Genomic DNA, 15,362 nt, shown 5'->3' on the forward strand with positions numbered 1-15,362 from the left:
TTGGGGGCGTCGCCCTTCGGCTTCCCCTCGCCCTTCGGCTTGGCTTCCTTGGCCGGCTTCTTCTCGGGAGCCGTGGCCGCCGGCTTCTCCTTGTGGACCGGCGCGTCCAGGCTGGTGCAGACCAGCCCGGCCTCGGTGGCGGCGCGGGCCAGGGCGGCGACGCGGCCGTGGAACCGGTACGCCCCGCGGTCGAACGCGGCGGCGGTGATCCCCTTGCCCGTGGCCGCCGCGGCGAGCTTCTTGCCCACCTCCGTGGCGGCGGCAACGTTGCCGCCGTGCTTCAGCCCGGAAGCCTTGCCCGAACTGGTCGCCGCGGCCAGCGTGACGCCGTTCAGGTCGTCGATCAGCTGGGCGGAGATGTGCAGGTTGCTGCGGAACACGCTCAGCCGCGGGCGGGCCGGGGTGCCGTAGATCGGCTTCCGCACGCGGTTCCGCCGCCGCTCGGACCGCTTCGCCTTCAGCTTCTGTGCGTCCATCGTCCTGCTCTCAGCTCTCAGCCGTCCGCTGTCGGGCAGCGAACGGCGTTGGTGTTCGGGGTCGGGTCACGCGACGCGGCAGCAAGTCGGGCCACCAGCCGACGGCTACTTGCCCGCGGCGAACGACTTACCTTCCTTGCGGCGGACGACCTCGCCCTCGTACCGAATGCCCTTGCCCTTGTACGGCTCCGGCTTGCGGCTGGCGCGGACCTCGGCGGCGAACTGGCCGACAATCTGCTTGTCGATGCCGCTCACCACGATGGTCGTCGGGTCGGGCACGGCCACCGTCACGCCCGCCGGCGGCTCGTGGACGATGCGGTTGGCGAAGCCGACGGTCAGCTCCACGCCCTTGCCCTTGGCCGCGGCCTGGAAGCCGACGCCCTCGACCTTGAGCTTCTTCTCGTAGCCCTTGGTCACGCCCACGATCATGTTATTGACCAGAGCCCGGGTCAGCCCGTGAAGCGCGCGGTTGAGGCGCTCGTCGTTCGGCCGGGTGACGGTGACCTGCTTGCCGTCGCTGGCCACCGCGACGTTCTCGTGGTGGGTGAACTTCAACTCGCCCTTCGGCCCCTTGACCGTGATGAGGCGGTTGGTGATGTTCACCGTGACGCCGCCGGGGACGGCGACGGGCTGTTTGCCGATACGCGACATTGTTGGTCCTCCGGGCTTCACCGGCTCGCGGCCGGAACGCAGCCCCTGAATATTGGCGAACGGCCGGCTTGAGCCGGCAGGTCGTTGGTGTAGGTGTCTGGTGTAACGGCCAGCAGCTCACGTCGGCCGTGTGCCCAATCTAACTCACCACACCGTGCACAGCACCTCGCCGCCAACCTTGTCGCGGCGGGCCTGGCGGTCGCTCATCACGCCGCGGCTCGTGCTCAGGATGGCGATGCCGAGGCCGTCGAGCACCCGCTTCACCTCGGTGTACTTCTGGTACACGCGGCGGCCGGGGCGGCTGTACCGCTCCAGGTGGCGGATCACCTTTTCGCCGTCCGGGCCGTACTTCAGGAACACCTGCAGCACGACGTGTGGCTCGCCGAGCTTCGGCACTTCGACGAAGTCCTTGACACCGGTCTCGGGGTTCGTGACCGTCTTGCCGGTGCGGTAACCGAGGACGAAACCCTCCTCGAGCAGCACCTTGGCGATGCCCACCTTCAGGTTCGTGGCCGGCATTTCGACGAGCGGCCGCTCGATGGTGTTGGCGTTGCGGATGCGGGTCAGCATGTCCGCGATCGGGTCGGTCATCATGCGCGTGTCCTCCCTTTTCGCGTGTTACCAGGACGCCTTGCGGACGCCGGGGATCAGGCCACTCGACGCCAGGTTGCGGAAGCAGATGCGGCAGACGCCGAACTTCCGGTAGACGGCACGGCCGCGGCCGCACAGGCCGCAGCGGAACCGGACGCGGATGCGGTCGCGGCCCGACATCAGGTTCGCCGGGTTCTGCTGGTCGGCCGGCTTCTTGATCTCGGCGCGGTGGGCGTCGAGGCGCTCCATCTGGCGCGCGAACGTAGCTTCTTTGGCGTTCGTCGACATCGTGGTCTCGGGTCGGCGTTCCGGCTCGGCCCCGGGGGTACACTTCCCGGGCGAGCCGGCCGTTCCGTGAATCGCTGTCCGCTTACTTGCTGTCGTCCCGGAACGGCATCCCGAACGCCCGCAACAGCTCGCGGGCCTCGTCGTCGTTCCGGGTGCTGGTGACGAAGGTGATGTCCATGCCCTGCGTGAACGTCACCTTGTCAGGGTCGATCTCGGGGAAGACTAGCTGCTCGGTCAGCCCCATGCTGTAGTTGCCGTTGCCGTCGAAGCTCTTCGGGTTCACCCCGCGGAAGTCGCGGATTCGCGGCAGGGCCACGTTGATGAGCCGGTCGAGGAACTCGTACATCCGCTTGCCGCGGAGCGTGACACGACAGCCGATCTCGTTCCCCTCGCGGAGCCGGAACCCGCTGACGGCCACCTTGGCCTTCATGACCTGCGGCTTCTGACCGGCGATGAGGCCGAGCTGCTCGGCCGACTGCTTCATCCGCTCCTTGTCCTGGAGCGCCTTGCCCACGCCCATGTTCAAGCTGATCTTCATCAGCTTGGGCACGGCGTGCGGGTTGTCGCGGCCGAACTTCTGCTTCAGAGCGGCGACGATCTCGGCCTTGTACCGCTCCAGCAGCCGGGGCGGCGGGACCGGGGCTTCCTTCACGTCTTCGGCGGTCGCGGCCATGTCGTCGATACCTCGTGCAGCCTATGGCGGCCCCATGCCGACGGGGCCGGTACGGGCCGGGTTCACGCCTTGGTGGCGTACTTCGGGTTGGCCTTGGCCAGGATGCGGATGCGGGCGCCGCTCTTCTTGGCGTACAGTTCCTTGGTGCCGTCGGCCGCGTACCGCACGCCGACGCGGGTCGGCTGGTTGGTGCTCGGGTCGATGAGCATCACGTTCGAGGCGTTGACCGGCATCTCCTTCGAGAGCCGGCCGCCCTGCGGGTTGGTGCGCGACGGCTTCAGGTGCCGGTACACGCGGTTGACGCCCTGGACGAGCACCTTCCCGGACTTCGGCGAGACGGACAGCACCTTGCCGCGGACGCCCTTGTCGTCCCCGGTCAGCACCACCACGGTGTCGTCTTTGCGGATGTACATGGGTCGCTCTTGCTACTCGTATCCGTGGGCCACACGTCGCGCGGGCGGGCGTTCAACCTCAGACCACTTCCGACGCCAGGCTGATGATCTTGTTGTACTTGGCCCGCAGCTCGCGGGGCACGGCCCCGAAGATGCGCGTGCCGCGCGGGTTGTTGTCGTTGTCCAGTAGGACGAGCGCGTTGCTGTCGAACCGGACGTAGCTGCCGTCCTCGCGGCGGGTGGCCACCTTCGTGCGGACGACCACGCCCTTGATCACGTCGCCCGGCTTGACGTCGCCGCCGGGGATGGCCTTCTTCACGCTGGCCCGGATGATGTCGCCCAGGTTGGCCACGCGGCGCTTGTTGCCGCCCAGCACCTGGATGCACATCACCTCTTTGGCCCCGGTGTTGTCGGCCACGTCCATGTACGTGTACATCTGGATCATGTCAGCGCCTCGGCGGGGCGTTGCGGCCCCGGGGTGTCTTACTTGGCGTCGGCCGCGGGGGTGGGGGCGGCGGCGTCGCTCCCGGCGACGGCGCCTTCCAGCTTCGACAGCGTTCGGCTCGGGCTCTTCGTGACGACGCGGACGAGGTTCCAGCGCTTCGTCCGCGACAGCGGCCGGCTCTCGGCGATCTCGACCGTGTCGCCGAGGTGCGACTCGTTCTTCTCGTCGTGGACGTAGCAGATCGTCCGCTGCTTGACGTACTTGCCGTACTTCGGGTGCCGCACCGAGCGGGTGACCTCGACCCGGCGGGTCTTGAGGTTCTTGTCCCGGGTGACAATGCCGGTCAGGTGCCGGGGGCCGGTGCTCTTCGCCGGGGTGGCCGTCGCGTCCGCCATCACTTGCTCCCCTTCTTGGCCGTCGCCTTTGCGTGCAGCGCCTCGACGCGCCGGAGCTGCCGCCGCACCAGCCGCTTGCCGGGGCCGCCGGCCTTGTCCTTCTCGCCCAGGCTGGCGACGCGGGTGGCCAGCTGATCGGCCGGGAGGGCCTTCAGCTTGGTCAGCTCGCGCTCCCGCTGGAGGGTGCGGATGCGGGCGATGTCCTTCTTCGCCTTCTTCAGCTCGGTCGCCGTCTCCTTGCGGTCGGACGCCGACTGGAAGCGAAGCGAGAACACGGTCTTTTCGGTTTCCTTCAGGCTGAGCGCGAGCTGTTCGTCGCTCATCCCGCGGAAGTCGGTCTTGGTCGCAGGCATCTACGCACCCGTTTTTAGACGTTCGGCCGGCGGGTCACGAACCGGCACTTGAACGGCATCTTGTAGGCGACGCGGGCCAGGCAGTCGCGGGCGGCACTCTCCGGGAGGCCGCCGATCTCGAACATCACCTGCCCGGACCGCACCACCGCGGCCCAGTACTCGGGCTCGCCCTTGCCCTTACCCATGCGGGTCTCGGCGGGGATCGCAGTCACCGGCTTGTGCGGGAAGACGCGGATGTAGTACCGGCCCTCGCCCGAGACGAACCGCGTCATCGTGATACGGCCCGACTCGATGCACTCGGCCGACAGCCAGCCGCCTTCGAGCGACTGCAGGCCGAAGTCGCCGTAGGCGACGTAGTTGCCGCGGTGGGCGTTACCCTTGATGTAGCCGGCGTACTTCCGCTGCGCGACGATGCCCTTCGTCACCCCGCGCTGTCCCTTCCGGAACTTCACCCGCTTCGGCATCTGCGGCATCGGCCGTCTCCCTCAATGAGTCACACCCCGGGGCCGCACTCAGCGGCCGCCGCCACCGAACCCGCCCGGCCCGCGCCGCGGGCCGCGGCGCCGCTGCGTCGGGGCGCCGGACGCGTCCGTCGGGTCGATGATGTCGCCGGTCAGGTAGTCGCCCTGATTCACCCAGCACTTGATCCCGATGTTCCCCTGGGGGGTGGTGGCCTCGCTGAACCCGTACTCGACCTTCACGCGGAGGGTCGAGAGCGGGATCGAGCCTTCCATCCCCTTCTCGCAGCGGGCCATTTCCGACCCGCCGAGGCGGCCGGACAGTTGGAGCTTCACGCCCTTGGCGCCGCCCTCCATCGCCCGCTGCATCGCCTGCTTCATCGTGCGGCGGAAGCTGGCCCGGCGCTCGAGCTGCTCGGCGATGTCCTCGGCGATCAGCTGCGGGTCGATCTCGGGGCGGGCGATCTCGATCGTCTTCACCTCGATGTGCCGCCGCGTCAGCTTCTCGAGCGCCTTGGTCAGGTTGTCGATCTTCTCGCCCTTCTTGCCGATGATGGCGCCGACCCGGCTGCTGCTGATCGTGATCGTGACCCGCTCGCGGGTCCGCTCGATCTTGATGTCCGAGATGGCCGGCCGCTGGACCTTGCGGTCCTTCTTGTTGGTCAGGTACTTCTGCACGAACGCCCGGACCTTGAAGTCCTCGATCAGCAGTTCGGAGAAGTCGGCCTTGCTGGCGTACCACGTGGAGCGCCAGGGGCGCATGATCCCCGTGCGGAAGCCGGTCGGTCGGACTTTCTGACCCATCGCCGTGCCTCTTGGTCCGTCGTGGTCCGTCGCGGTCGCTTAATGCGCCGGGGGCCGACCGCGGCCGGCCCCCGCTTCTACAACCCCACCCGCCGCTCAGCCTTCGGCGGGTTCGCCGAGAGTGACGTGGATGTGCGACATCCGCCGCTTGATCGGGAACGCGGTGCCGCGCGCCCGGGGCTGGATCCGCTTGAACATCGGCGCCTCGTCGACGCGGGCCTCGGTCACGACAAGGGCGTCGAGGTCCGGGCACTCGCGGTCGTCGGCGTTCCCGAGGGCGCTCTTGACGACCTTCTCCAACAGCCGGGCGCCCCGGTTGTGGTAGAACTTCAGCATCTCGATCGCTTCGTCCGCGTTCCGCCCGCGGATCAGGTCCGCGAACACGCGGATCTTGCGGGGGCCCTGGTCGGCGTAGCGGTGTACGGCCTTGTATTCCATGTCTTACTTCCCGCCCTTCGCCTTGCCGCCGCTGTGACCCTTGAACGTCCGCGTCGGCGAGAACTCGCCGAGCTTGTGGCCGATCATGTCTTCGGTGCAGTAGACCCGCAGGAACGACTTCCCGTTGTGCACGAGGAACGTCGCGCCGATGAACTCCGGGACGACGGTGCAGTCCCGCGCCCAGGTCTTGATCGGCTCCTTGTTCGGCCCCTGCTTCTCGACCTTGCCGAGGAGCCGGAGGTCGACGTAAGGACCCTTCTTCAGCGACCGGCTCATGCGTCGTCCCGCTCGTGTCCTGCCAGGCTCGCCAAACACACACACCGGGCGTCACGAACCCGGGACTGTGTAACGTAGGCAGGCCCACGCGGACCGGCCACCGGATTTCTACTTCAGCGGCGAAGCCCGCACGCCGGGCGGGCCTCAGCTCACTTAACTGCTCTTCTGGTGCTTGCCGCTCGGGCGCCGCCGCAGGATGGCGCCGCCGCCGGGCTTGCGGTCCTTGCGCGTCTTGCCGCCCTTCGACAGCACGCCCGTCGGGCCCTTCGGCTGGCCGCCGCTCTTGCTGCGCCCCTCGCCGCCGCCCATCGGGTGGTCGATCGGGTTCATGGCCATGCCGCGGTTGTGCGGCTTGCGGCCCTTCCACCGGTTCCGCCCGGCCTTGCCGAGGCTGATGTTCATGTGCTCGGGGTTCGACACGCTGCCGATCGTCGCCCGGCACTTGCTCGACACGCGGCGGATTTCCCCGCTCGGCATCGTCAGCTGCGCCCAGTCCTTCTCGCGGGCGCTCAGCGTGGCCGAGCACCCGGCGGAGCGGCAGATCTGACCGCCGCGGCCGGGGGTCAGCTCGACGTTGTGGACGGCCATGCCGAGGGGCACCTTCCACAGCGGCATGCAGTTGCCCGGCTTCGGCTCGACGGCCTCGGTCTCGCCCGAGATGACCTTGTCGCCGGCCTTCATCCCGACCGGGGCCAGGATGTAGCTCTTGGCGTTGTCGTACTTCTCGTCCTTCGGGTATTCGATGAGCGCGATGCGGGCGCTGCGGTTCGGGTCGTACTCGACCGAGATCACCACCGCCTCGACGCCGTCGCGCTTCCGCTTGAAGTCGATCTGGCGGTACATCCGCTTGTGACCACCCCCACGGAACCGGGTGGTGGTGATGCCGTGGTGGTTCCGCCCGCCGCTCTTCTTGATCGGCGACAGCAGCGACTTTTCCGGCTTGTTGACGCCGGGGAACGTGCAGTCCGCGAAGTCGGACACGCTCCCGCCGCGGCGGCCGGCGGAGGTCGGCTTGTATTGCTTGATGCCCATGTCTTGCTCTCAGCTATCGGCCGTCGGCGTTCCGCCGACGGCCGGGTGCCTCGCCGCCTGGCTGACAGCTGACCGCTGACAGCCGCCGCCGGTCAATAGAACTCGATCTTGTCGTCCGGGTGCAGCGCCACGATGGCTTTCTTCCAGGCCGGCAGCGAACCCTCTTCCTGGCGGAACCGGCGGGTCTTCCCCTTCCGGTTCATCGTCCGCACGTCGGTGACGCGGACGTTGAACAGCTCCTCGACCGCCTTCCGGATCTGCGTCTTGTCGGCGATCGGGTTCACCTGGAAGGTGTACGCGTTGTACCGCGTGCTCTGGTGGGTGCCCTTCTCGGTGACGAGGGGCTTCAGGAGCACTTGGTACGGCCGCAGCTCGATCCCCGGCTCGCCGTGGACGCACGGCTTGCGGGCGGCGAGCTTCCGCACGTACCGCTTCGGGTGTGGACGGGGACGCGGCATGACGCTTCTCCACTCCGGGGCGAACCCGGAGCCTCCGGGTGCTACTTGGCGGCGACCTTACGGGCGGCGATGCGGGCGGCCCGGCCGCGGCGCTTGATCGCGGGCTTCTCGGCCTTCGGGGCCGCGGTGGCGGTCGCCGGCGGCTTGATGAACGCCTCGAGCGCCGCCTTCGTCACCAGCAGCCGCTTCTGCCGAAGCACGGTGTAGCAGTTGAACTCGGCGACCGGCAGCACCTTCACGCCCTCGATGTTGCGGGCGCTGCGGTACACGTTCTGGTCCAGCCCGTTGGTGCCGATCAGCACCGTGGTGTCGGCCAGGGTCACGTCCTTCTCGCCGCCCTCGGTCGTCTTCTTGCCGACCTTCAGGCTCTTGAGCAGGCCGAACACTTCCTTCGTCTTCGGGGCGGCGAGAGCCAGCTCGTCGAGGACGACGATCTCCTTGTCCACGATCTTCGACAGCACGGCCATCCGGTTGGCGGCCTTCACGGCCTTTTTCGGGAGGCGGTAGTAGTAGTCGCGGGGCTTCGGCCCCTTCGCGGTACCACCGCCGCGCCGCTTGTTCGTGCGCTTGGTGCCGGCGCGGGCGTTGCCGGTGCCCTTCTGCCGGAACAGCTTCTTTGTGCTGCCGGCCACTTCGCCGCGGCGGAGGGTGCTGTGCGTGCCGGCCCGCTGGTTGGCCAGGAACATCAGCACGGCTTCGTGCATCAGCTGCTTGCTGATCTTGCCGCCGAAGTCCTTCGGGTCGACCGTGATCGACCCCACCTCGGCCCCGGCCTTGTTGACCACGGGGACGGTGATGGCGGTCGTGTACTCGGTGACACGCGAGGACGCGGGAGCCTTCGCGGCCCCGTTGGCGCCGTTCAAGTCGGCCATGGGGGAACCTCATCTCGACCCCGCCTGACCGGTTGCCCGGTGAGCCGCATATTTGGTTCAGTTGCCCGAACCGCGGCGAAGCTGGGTCGTCCTGCACGAGAACCGCCCGCCGAACTGTCCACCCCGGAGGGGTGCCGCGGCGGGCGGGACTAATTTCTTAGCGGCATCCGGGTGGGAGTCAAGCACCCGGCATCGTTTTTGTGCCGCGATGGCTCAGCCGCCGGTGATGACGCGGATCTTGATGTCCACGCCCGGGGGCAGGTTGAGCCCCTTGTTGAGCGCCTCGATGGTCTTCTGCGTCGGCTTGAGGATGTCGATGAGCCGCTTGTGGGTGCGGATCTCGAACTGCTCGCGGCTCTTGCGGTCGATGTGCGGCGACCGCAACACCGTGTACCGTTCGATGCGCGTCGGCAGCGGAATCGGCCCGTGAACGTCGGCGCCGTTGTCCCGGGCCGTCTGCACGATCTCGCCCGCGGTGCGGTCGAGAACCTCGTGGTCGTACCCTTCCATCCGGATGCGGATGCGCTCGCTCTGGTTGGCCGCCACGTTGCCCCCTGTCGCCGCGGACCGCTCGGTCGCCGGGAAATCGGAAGGTGGAACATTATTCGCGGCGCCGCAGGGCGGCAAGGCGCGGGCCGAACAATCGTAGCCGGTCGTCGTACGGTCGCCGGCCGCGCCCCCGCTGCTACCATGACGGTTCCCCGCTACCGGAACCTCGCCATGCTCGTCCCGCTCTCTTGGCTCCGCGACCTCGTTGCGCTCCCGGCCGACCCCGCGATTCTGGTCGAGCGTCTCACGCTCGCCGGCCTGGAAGCCGCGGGCGTGACGGTGTTCGGCCTCCCCGTTCCGACCGGCCTGCGCGTGAAGCCGGAACGCGCCGGCCTGGTGTGGGAGCGCGACAAGGTTGTGCTCGGCAGGGTGCTGAAAATCGAGAAGCACCCCGACGCCGACAAGCTGAAGCTGGTGACGATCGACTACGGCGCGGCCGAGCCGAAAACCGTGGTGACCGGCGCGCCGAACATCGCCCCCGGTCAGAGCGGCATGAAGGTCGTGCTGGGCCTCCGCGGCACGAAGTATTTCTACGCCGACAAGGAGGGCAAGAAGGCCGTCTTCACCCTGGAGCCGAAGGCACTCCGCGGCATCATGAACGACGCGATGTGCATGTCGAACTACGAACTGGGCATCTCCGACGAGCACGAGGGGATCATCCTCCTCGACGACGCCGACCCCGCCCCCGGGACGCCGGTCGCGGACGTGCTCGGTGACGTGGTGGTCGAGCTCGACGTGCTCCCGAACATGGCCCGCTGCCTGTCGCTGATCGGCATCGCCCGCGAGGTTGCGGCCCTCACCGGCGCCGCCACCACGATCGCTGAACCCACGGTGCAGACGATCGCGGACCAGATCGCCGGCAAGGTGTCGGTCGAGATCGCCGACCCGAAGCTGTGCGGTCGCTACACGGCGACAATCATCCGCAACGTGACGATCGGCCCGGCCCCGCGCTGGATGCGGTCGCGGCTCGACGCTGCGGGCATGCGGCCGATCTCGAACGCGGTGGACATCACGAACTACGTGATGCTCGAATACGGCCAGCCGCTCCACGCCTTCGACTACGACGCCCTCGTGGCGCGGGCCGGCGGCAAGGCGCCGGTCATCACGGTGCGGCCGGCGAAGGCGGGCGAGAAGCTGAAGACGCTCGACGGCCAGGACCGCGAGTTGGGGCCGGACAACCTCGTCATCGCCGACGCCGCCGGGCCGGTCGCGCTGGCTGGGGTCATGGGCGGGTTCGACACCGAAGTCACGGCGGCGACCAAGTCCATCCTGCTGGAGTCGGCGGCGTTCGACTTCGTGAGCGTGCGCAAGACGGCGCGGCAGTTCACACTGTTCAGCGAGGCGAGCACGCGGTTCGCCAAGGGCGTCCACCCCGAGCTGGCGAAGCCGGCCGCGGTCCGCGCCGCGGAGCTGTTCCGCACCCTGGCCGGCGGCGAGGTGCTGAGCGGAATCGTGGACAGCTACCCCGCGCCGGTGCCGCCGCAGGTGATCGACCTGACGCCCGCCGCGATCCGCCGCGTTCTCGGCTTCGACATCCCGCCCGCCGAAGTCGTGCGCGTGCTGTCGGCGCTTCAGTTCCAGGTTGAGTCGAAGGGTGAGGGCTGGCGCGTGGCCACGCCGCCGACGCGGCTCGACATCCAGGCCGGTGTCGCCGACCTGATCGAGGAACTGGCCCGCGTCTACGGCTACGACCACCTGCCGGACACGCGGCTGTCGCAGCCCCTGCCCGAACAACTGGGGAATCGGCCGCTGGAACTGGAGGAGCACGTCCGCGACCTGCTCGCCGACCAGGGCTTGCAGGAGTGCATCACCTACTCGCTGACCGGGGCCGCGACGGAAGGGAAACTGTCTACGGGTCGGTCGCACGTCGCGCTGTTGAACCCGATCAGCCCCGACCGCGGCGTGATGCGGACGACGCTGCTGCCGGGCCTGCTCGAAGTCGCGCAGCGGAACCTCCTGGCGGCCGACGCCGTGAGCCTTTTCGAGATCGGCGTCGTGTTCCTGCCGGTGGCCGGTCAGCCGCTTCCGGCCGAGCCGCGGCGGCTGGCGCTGGTGCAGAGTGGCCGCCGCACCGCCGCCGCGTGGGACGACCCACTCGGCACCAAGCCGGCGGCGTTCGACTTCTTCGACCTCAAAGGCGTAATCGAGGCGCTCACGGCCGACCTGCACCTGTCGGCGTCGTTCCGCACCGCGAAGGGCCTGGCGCACCTGCACCCGGGCCGGGCCGCGGAGGTGGTCGTGAACGGCGCGGCGGTCGGGGCGATCGGCGAACTCCACCCGACGGTCGCGGCGAGCTTCGGACTCGGGGAGCGGGCGGTTCAGGTGGCCGAGCTCGATCTCGACGCGCTGCTCGCGGCAGTGCCGGTGCGGTTCCCGTACCGGCCGTTCCCGACGGTGCCGCCGGCCAAGCGCGACGTGGCCGTCATCGTGCCCGCCGACACGCCCGCGGACGCGGTGCTGGCCGAGATTCGCGCCGCCGGCGGCGACCTGTTGACGGGGGCGGAACTGTTCGACGTGTACACCGGCGACCGCATCCCGGCCGGCACCCGCAGCCTGGCGTTCGCGCTGGTGTACCAGCCGGCCGACAAGACGCTGACGGACAAGGAAATCGACAAGGCCCACCAAAAGATCGAGGGTCGGCTCCGGCACGTCCTCAAGGCCCAGATTCGCGGGAAGGATGTGTGATGGTGGTGTTGCCGCTTGCGGCTTAGCGCTGCAGGACGCCAAGCCGCATGCGGACTCGCCCCCGTGCCCTGTTCACTCCAGCACCGTCACCGTCCCACACCCACCGTCGACGCGCACCCGTTGCCCCGTCCGTAGCCGCCGCACCGCGCCCGGCAACCCGGCGACCGCGGGCAGGCCGAACTCGCGCGCCACGATCGCCCCGTGCGACAGGACGCCGCCCGTCTCCATTACCAGCCCCGCGGCGCGCGCGAAGAGCGGCACCCACGCCGGGTCGGTGGAGGGACACACCAGCACGTAGCCCCCCTCCGTCGGCGGCGCCGTCGGCTCTGTCAGCACCAGCGCCGGCCCCTCGGCGGTCCCCGCGGACAGTGCCACGCCGGTGAGCACGTCGCCGCCGTCGGGCGCGGGGAGGGGCCGGCCGATCGCCTCCAGATCGTCGCTGAACAGCACCGGCGGCACCTCCAGCGACAACTCCGCCTGCCGCCGTTTTCGCCGCTGCGCGATCCCCGGTGCCAGGTCCGTGTAGCAGTCCGCGATGACGAGCGGCAGTTCGTCGGGCAGCAGGTAGAAGACGCCGCCGTGGAAGCCGTAGCGGCGGTCGATCGTGACCAGCGCCCGGCGGATGACGGCGTACCCGAGAAGTAAGTAGTGCTTCGCCGCCTCGCGGAGTCCGAGGTACGTCCGCAAGCGATTCACCCACACGCCCGCCTGCGCCTTCGCGGTGCCGGTCAACTTGGCCTCGGCGGCGACGCGGTCCCAGGATTCGGTCGCGCCCGCCGGTTGCGACCGGTGGCCGTCGCCCGACCGGACCAGCGCGTCGAGTTGGTGCGGCACCTCGGCCCAGCGCGGCTGGCTCAGTTCCATCTCGTTCGGGCCGCGGTGGCCGAACCGCTCCAAGAATTCCTCCCGGCCCAGCGTACCCGCGGCCAGGTCGCGCAGCCCGCCGGCGAGGTGCGCGTCCGCGGGCGGCTGTGCCCCCAGGCTCAGCTCGCCGACAGCCGCGCGGGCCCGTTCATCTCCCATCGCCGGCTTGAGCCGCTCGACCAGTGTGCTCCAGCACAGATCGGCGAAGACCGTAGGTTTCAGGCTGTGCCGGGCGAAGTCCACGAGCGTCCGCTGCGTCCACTCCTGGACCGCGGCGACGAGTGCGGACGACGGCACCCGCGCCCAGTCGCGGGCCAGCGCCTCCCGGGCCGCCGCCACGAACGGCGGCACGATCTCGGTCGTGAACCGCTCCGCAAACGTCTCCGCCTCGCGCTTCGTCCGCGACATCAGCCGCGTCAGCCGCCACACCGTCGCGGGCAGCCGTAGCCACCCCATCAGCCCGCCGCCGGCCAGCGGGTTGAGCGTCGGCTTGGGGTCGAGCGCCTTCCGCGGGTCGGCCTTGAGCGCGGCGAACGGGTACTCGAACGGCGGGTGCGCCCCCTGCATCCGCGGCATCCGCGACAGGTTCGCCATCGGCCGGCCGGCGACCAGGTCGAACGCCGACAGCGCCCCCAACCCCGGGTCGGGCGGCGCCCCCAGGTCGCGGTTCATGGCCCCGAACCCGCCGTCGGCCGCGAGTAGCCGTTGAACAACCCCCCACGTCATCGGCGTCGGCGCCGGTAGTACCTCGCTCAGGTTGTAACGCACCCACACCGTGCCGCCTGGGGCCGCCTTCGCCCGGAGGTCCTCCACCGACTCGCGGAGCGCCGTCTCGCGGTCGGCCGCGGTGGCGACGGTGATCGGCCGCGACTGCAGCAGGTACACCCGGCCGCCGGCGACGGCCCACTCGATGTCGCGCGGCTCGCCGTCGAACGCCTCCACGCGCCGGCCCAGGTCGGCGAGTCGTGACAGCTCGCTGTCACTGAGGCAGAAGCGGGCGCGGTCGGCGTCCGACACCGCTTCTTCGCCGGCGACACCGACGCGCACGTCCTTCGCCCCGAGCCGTCGGTCGAGGACGGCGCCGCTGTCGCGGTCCAGGGTGAAGCGGTCGGGCGTGACGCGGCCGGACACCACGACCTCGCCGAGCCCCCACGCCGCTTCCACCAGCATCCGCCGGCCGGTGGTATCGAGCGGGTCGCGGGTGAACAGCACGCCGGCCGCGTCGGCCGGCACCAGTTCCTGCACGACGACCGCCATCGCCAGGTCTGAGTCGTCCACGCCCTGCTTCGCCCGATACGCCTTCGCCCGTTCGGTGTGGAGCGACGCCCAACAGCGCTCCACCGCGTCCAGAACGGCGTCGAGGCCCCGGACGCCGAGGATCGTTTCCTGTTGGCCGGCGAAGCTGGCTTCGCTGCCGTCCTCGCCGGTGGCGCTGGACCGGACCGCGACTGGGCAATCGCCCAATTGCCGCAGGTATTCCGCGAAGCTGGTGACGAAGGCGGCGTCTGAGTGAACGCCGGTCGGCTGTAGGCGGCGGTAGGCGTCGGTGGTGACGACGAACCCGGGCGGTACAGGCAGGTCGGCGGCGATGGAGCGGCCGAGCGAAAAGCCTTTGCCGCCGACGCGGGGGGCGTCGGCGGCAGTAACGGAGAGGAAGGGGAGCAGGTCGGACATGCGGCAATTCTAGGCACGGACCGGTCGCGGCGTGGGGCGGGCACTCAACGCGGCCGCTTTGCCGAACCGGAGCGCTTGTTCGCCGGGAAGCCGCCGACCGCGCCGCCCGAACTGCCGGCGTGCGCCCCGTCGTCCTCGGCGGCGCCCTCCGTCCGCTCGTCGAACTGGCCGCTGCCCATCGCGCTTTCGAGATTCGATACGTCGGCGGGATTGCCGCGGCCGGAATTAGTGCCAGCCAGTCCGCCTTCGGGGCCACCGCCGCCGGGCGTCCCGGCGGCGTGAACGTCGTCGTTCTGGACGCCGTCGATGTCGGTGTCGTCGAGGGTGGACTGCCAAGCCGTGGGCCGGCCGGAGTTCAGGTTCACCGCCGCGCCGCTCTGCATCTTCGCCGCGCAGCCGACGCAGTGGCGGACGTACGGCAGCGCCTCCAACCGCTCCTCGCCGATCGCCCGGCCGCACGCCTCGCAGGTGCCGAACGTGCCCGAGTCGAGACGGTCCAGGGCTGCCTGCACCTCACCCCGCAGGTGTGCTTCGTTCTCCAGCAGCGTGGCGTTCAGTTCCTGATTGTAGACCTCGGACCCCACGTCCCCGAGGTGTAGGGGAGCGTTCGAGAGTCCGCCCGCGCTCTCGCCGCCGGTCGGCGTGCGGACTTGCTCTTCGAGCCCGGCGGCGGTCGCCCCGACGCGGTCGGCCAGGGCGCGGAGTTGCGTGCGAAAGCGGTTCGTCCTGGTCTTCGTCATGGCGGGGTACTCCGGTTCGGCCCGCCCGGGCCGGCGGGGCGGGCGGACACGGTTGCACCCGGCGTGCCGCTTACTTCTTCTTCGCCGCCGGCTTCTTCTTCGCCGTCGGAGTCGGGGTCGCCGCCTTCGCGGCCGGCTTGGCGGCGGGCTTCTTGCCGCCCTTGCCGAAGATCGCCTCGTACCCGCTCCCGAACTTCCCGTCCTCGGCCATCCCCATGCGAACGATGCTCACGGTGTTCCCCCTTGAC

At 69.6% G+C, this 15,362-nt stretch carries 20 protein-coding genes and 1 pseudogene; 1 reads left to right on the forward strand and 20 read right to left on the reverse strand.

All coding sequences use genetic code 11. The annotated features are described in order from the left end of the window. Positions 1–122: 122 nt before the first annotated feature. The 17 genes and pseudogenes from rplR to rpsJ all read right to left on the reverse strand — a co-directional run. Positions 123–476, reverse strand: a pseudogene (gene rplR, locus ETAA1_RS10530) (50S ribosomal protein L18); the annotation flags it as partial. Between the two features lie 105 nt (positions 477–581). Continuing rightward, complete coding sequence (gene rplF / locus ETAA1_RS10535; RefSeq protein ID WP_145237367.1) at positions 582–1,127, reverse strand: 50S ribosomal protein L6; 546 nt, start codon at positions 1,125–1,127, stop codon at positions 582–584. A gap of 144 nt (positions 1,128–1,271) precedes the next feature. Next, entirely contained in the window at positions 1,272–1,721 is a 450-nt protein-coding gene (gene rpsH / locus ETAA1_RS10540; RefSeq protein WP_145237369.1) for a 30S ribosomal protein S8, read from the reverse strand. A gap of 24 nt (positions 1,722–1,745) precedes the next feature. Beyond that, positions 1,746–2,006 (reverse strand): uS14 family ribosomal protein, encoded by a 261-nt coding sequence (locus tag ETAA1_RS33805; RefSeq protein WP_145237370.1) that lies wholly within the window; start codon positions 2,004–2,006, stop codon positions 1,746–1,748. A gap of 82 nt (positions 2,007–2,088) precedes the next feature. Then, complete coding sequence (rplE, locus tag ETAA1_RS10550; RefSeq protein WP_145237373.1) at positions 2,089–2,679, reverse strand: 50S ribosomal protein L5; 591 nt, start codon at positions 2,677–2,679, stop codon at positions 2,089–2,091. Between the two features lie 62 nt (positions 2,680–2,741). Continuing rightward, positions 2,742–3,092 carry a 50S ribosomal protein L24 gene (gene rplX / locus ETAA1_RS10555; protein WP_145237376.1) on the reverse strand — a complete coding sequence of 117 codons (351 nt, stop codon included), beginning with the start codon at positions 3,090–3,092 and terminating at the stop codon, positions 2,742–2,744. Positions 3,093–3,150: 58 nt separating this feature from the next. Then, positions 3,151–3,516, reverse strand: coding sequence for a 50S ribosomal protein L14 (gene rplN, locus ETAA1_RS10560; RefSeq protein ID WP_145237378.1), 366 nt, complete (start codon positions 3,514–3,516; stop codon positions 3,151–3,153). 38 nt (positions 3,517–3,554) lie between these two features. Continuing rightward, positions 3,555–3,911, reverse strand: coding sequence for a 30S ribosomal protein S17 (rpsQ, locus tag ETAA1_RS10565; RefSeq protein WP_145237381.1), 357 nt, complete (start codon positions 3,909–3,911; stop codon positions 3,555–3,557). Continuing rightward, positions 3,911–4,264, reverse strand: a complete 354-nt coding sequence (gene rpmC, locus ETAA1_RS10570) for a 50S ribosomal protein L29 (RefSeq protein WP_145237383.1) — start codon at positions 4,262–4,264, stop codon at positions 3,911–3,913. Before rpmC ends, rpsQ begins: the two co-directional genes overlap by 1 nt. A 14-nt stretch (positions 4,265–4,278) precedes the next feature. Next, positions 4,279–4,737, reverse strand: a complete 459-nt coding sequence (gene rplP / locus ETAA1_RS10575) for a 50S ribosomal protein L16 (RefSeq protein WP_145237385.1) — start codon at positions 4,735–4,737, stop codon at positions 4,279–4,281. Between the two features lie 39 nt (positions 4,738–4,776). Beyond that, on the reverse strand, positions 4,777–5,526 hold the full coding sequence (gene rpsC / locus ETAA1_RS10580; RefSeq protein ID WP_145237388.1) for a 30S ribosomal protein S3: 750 nt from the start codon (positions 5,524–5,526) through the stop codon (positions 4,777–4,779). A gap of 96 nt (positions 5,527–5,622) precedes the next feature. After that, positions 5,623–5,964 (reverse strand): 50S ribosomal protein L22, encoded by a 342-nt coding sequence (gene rplV / locus ETAA1_RS10585; protein ID WP_145237391.1) that lies wholly within the window; start codon positions 5,962–5,964, stop codon positions 5,623–5,625. 3 nt (positions 5,965–5,967) lie between these two features. Continuing rightward, on the reverse strand, positions 5,968–6,240 hold the full coding sequence (gene rpsS / locus ETAA1_RS10590) for a 30S ribosomal protein S19 (protein ID WP_145237393.1): 273 nt from the start codon (positions 6,238–6,240) through the stop codon (positions 5,968–5,970). Between the two features lie 153 nt (positions 6,241–6,393). Next, the gene (gene rplB, locus ETAA1_RS10595) at positions 6,394–7,272 is read right to left on the reverse strand and encodes a 50S ribosomal protein L2 (RefSeq protein WP_145237396.1); all 879 of its coding nucleotides are present in this window, start codon (positions 7,270–7,272) and stop codon (positions 6,394–6,396) included. A gap of 92 nt (positions 7,273–7,364) precedes the next feature. Then, on the reverse strand, positions 7,365–7,730 hold the full coding sequence (rplW, locus tag ETAA1_RS10600; RefSeq protein ID WP_145237399.1) for a 50S ribosomal protein L23: 366 nt from the start codon (positions 7,728–7,730) through the stop codon (positions 7,365–7,367). Between the two features lie 41 nt (positions 7,731–7,771). Then, positions 7,772–8,602 (reverse strand): 50S ribosomal protein L4, encoded by an 831-nt coding sequence (gene rplD / locus ETAA1_RS10605; RefSeq protein ID WP_145237402.1) that lies wholly within the window; start codon positions 8,600–8,602, stop codon positions 7,772–7,774. Positions 8,603–8,815: 213 nt separating this feature from the next. Continuing rightward, on the reverse strand, positions 8,816–9,148 hold the full coding sequence (rpsJ, locus tag ETAA1_RS10610; RefSeq protein ID WP_145237405.1) for a 30S ribosomal protein S10: 333 nt from the start codon (positions 9,146–9,148) through the stop codon (positions 8,816–8,818). 174 nt (positions 9,149–9,322) lie between these two features. Between rpsJ and pheT the strand changes: the two genes are divergently transcribed. Next, the gene (gene pheT / locus ETAA1_RS10615; protein WP_202920816.1) at positions 9,323–11,836 is read left to right on the forward strand and encodes a phenylalanine--tRNA ligase subunit beta; all 2,514 of its coding nucleotides are present in this window, start codon (positions 9,323–9,325) and stop codon (positions 11,834–11,836) included. 72 nt (positions 11,837–11,908) lie between these two features. On the opposite strand, the gene ETAA1_RS10620 is transcribed toward pheT, so the two are convergent. The 3 genes from ETAA1_RS10620 to ETAA1_RS31800 form a co-directional block, all read right to left on the reverse strand. After that, positions 11,909–14,374 (reverse strand): PEP/pyruvate-binding domain-containing protein, encoded by a 2,466-nt coding sequence (locus tag ETAA1_RS10620; RefSeq protein WP_145237412.1) that lies wholly within the window; start codon positions 14,372–14,374, stop codon positions 11,909–11,911. Positions 14,375–14,418: 44 nt separating this feature from the next. Then, the gene (locus ETAA1_RS10625; protein ID WP_145237414.1) at positions 14,419–15,114 is read right to left on the reverse strand and encodes a TraR/DksA family transcriptional regulator; all 696 of its coding nucleotides are present in this window, start codon (positions 15,112–15,114) and stop codon (positions 14,419–14,421) included. 70 nt (positions 15,115–15,184) lie between these two features. Next, the gene (locus tag ETAA1_RS31800; RefSeq protein WP_202920817.1) at positions 15,185–15,346 is read right to left on the reverse strand and encodes a hypothetical protein; all 162 of its coding nucleotides are present in this window, start codon (positions 15,344–15,346) and stop codon (positions 15,185–15,187) included. Between the last annotated feature and the right edge of the window lie 16 nt (positions 15,347–15,362).

Origin of the sequence: Urbifossiella limnaea, assembly GCF_007747215.1 — a bacterium.
Lineage (GTDB): Bacteria > Planctomycetota > Planctomycetia > Gemmatales > Gemmataceae > Urbifossiella > Urbifossiella limnaea.

Coding starts and splice junctions, on each gene's coding strand:
- rplF (WP_145237367.1), bottom strand. CDS start 1,127: ATGTCGCGTATCGGCAAACAGCCCGTCGCCGTCCCCGGCGGCGTCACG.
- rpsH (WP_145237369.1), bottom strand. CDS start 1,721: ATGATGACCGACCCGATCGCGGACATGCTGACCCGCATCCGCAACGCC.
- ETAA1_RS33805 (WP_145237370.1), bottom strand. CDS start 2,006: ATGTCGACGAACGCCAAAGAAGCTACGTTCGCGCGCCAGATGGAGCGC.
- rplE (WP_145237373.1), bottom strand. CDS start 2,679: ATGGCCGCGACCGCCGAAGACGTGAAGGAAGCCCCGGTCCCGCCGCCC.
- rplX (WP_145237376.1), bottom strand. CDS start 3,092: ATGTACATCCGCAAAGACGACACCGTGGTGGTGCTGACCGGGGACGAC.
- rplN (WP_145237378.1), bottom strand. CDS start 3,516: ATGATCCAGATGTACACGTACATGGACGTGGCCGACAACACCGGGGCC.
- rpsQ (WP_145237381.1), bottom strand. CDS start 3,911: ATGGCGGACGCGACGGCCACCCCGGCGAAGAGCACCGGCCCCCGGCAC.
- rpmC (WP_145237383.1), bottom strand. CDS start 4,264: ATGCCTGCGACCAAGACCGACTTCCGCGGGATGAGCGACGAACAGCTC.
- rplP (WP_145237385.1), bottom strand. CDS start 4,737: ATGCCGCAGATGCCGAAGCGGGTGAAGTTCCGGAAGGGACAGCGCGGG.
- rpsC (WP_145237388.1), bottom strand. CDS start 5,526: ATGGGTCAGAAAGTCCGACCGACCGGCTTCCGCACGGGGATCATGCGC.
- rplV (WP_145237391.1), bottom strand. CDS start 5,964: ATGGAATACAAGGCCGTACACCGCTACGCCGACCAGGGCCCCCGCAAG.
- rpsS (WP_145237393.1), bottom strand. CDS start 6,240: ATGAGCCGGTCGCTGAAGAAGGGTCCTTACGTCGACCTCCGGCTCCTC.
- rplB (WP_145237396.1), bottom strand. CDS start 7,272: ATGGGCATCAAGCAATACAAGCCGACCTCCGCCGGCCGCCGCGGCGGG.
- rplW (WP_145237399.1), bottom strand. CDS start 7,730: ATGCCGCGTCCCCGTCCACACCCGAAGCGGTACGTGCGGAAGCTCGCC.
- rplD (WP_145237402.1), bottom strand. CDS start 8,602: ATGGCCGACTTGAACGGCGCCAACGGGGCCGCGAAGGCTCCCGCGTCC.
- pheT (WP_202920816.1), top strand. CDS start 9,323: ATGCTCGTCCCGCTCTCTTGGCTCCGCGACCTCGTTGCGCTCCCGGCC.
- ETAA1_RS10620 (WP_145237412.1), bottom strand. CDS start 14,374: ATGTCCGACCTGCTCCCCTTCCTCTCCGTTACTGCCGCCGACGCCCCC.
- ETAA1_RS10625 (WP_145237414.1), bottom strand. CDS start 15,114: ATGACGAAGACCAGGACGAACCGCTTTCGCACGCAACTCCGCGCCCTG.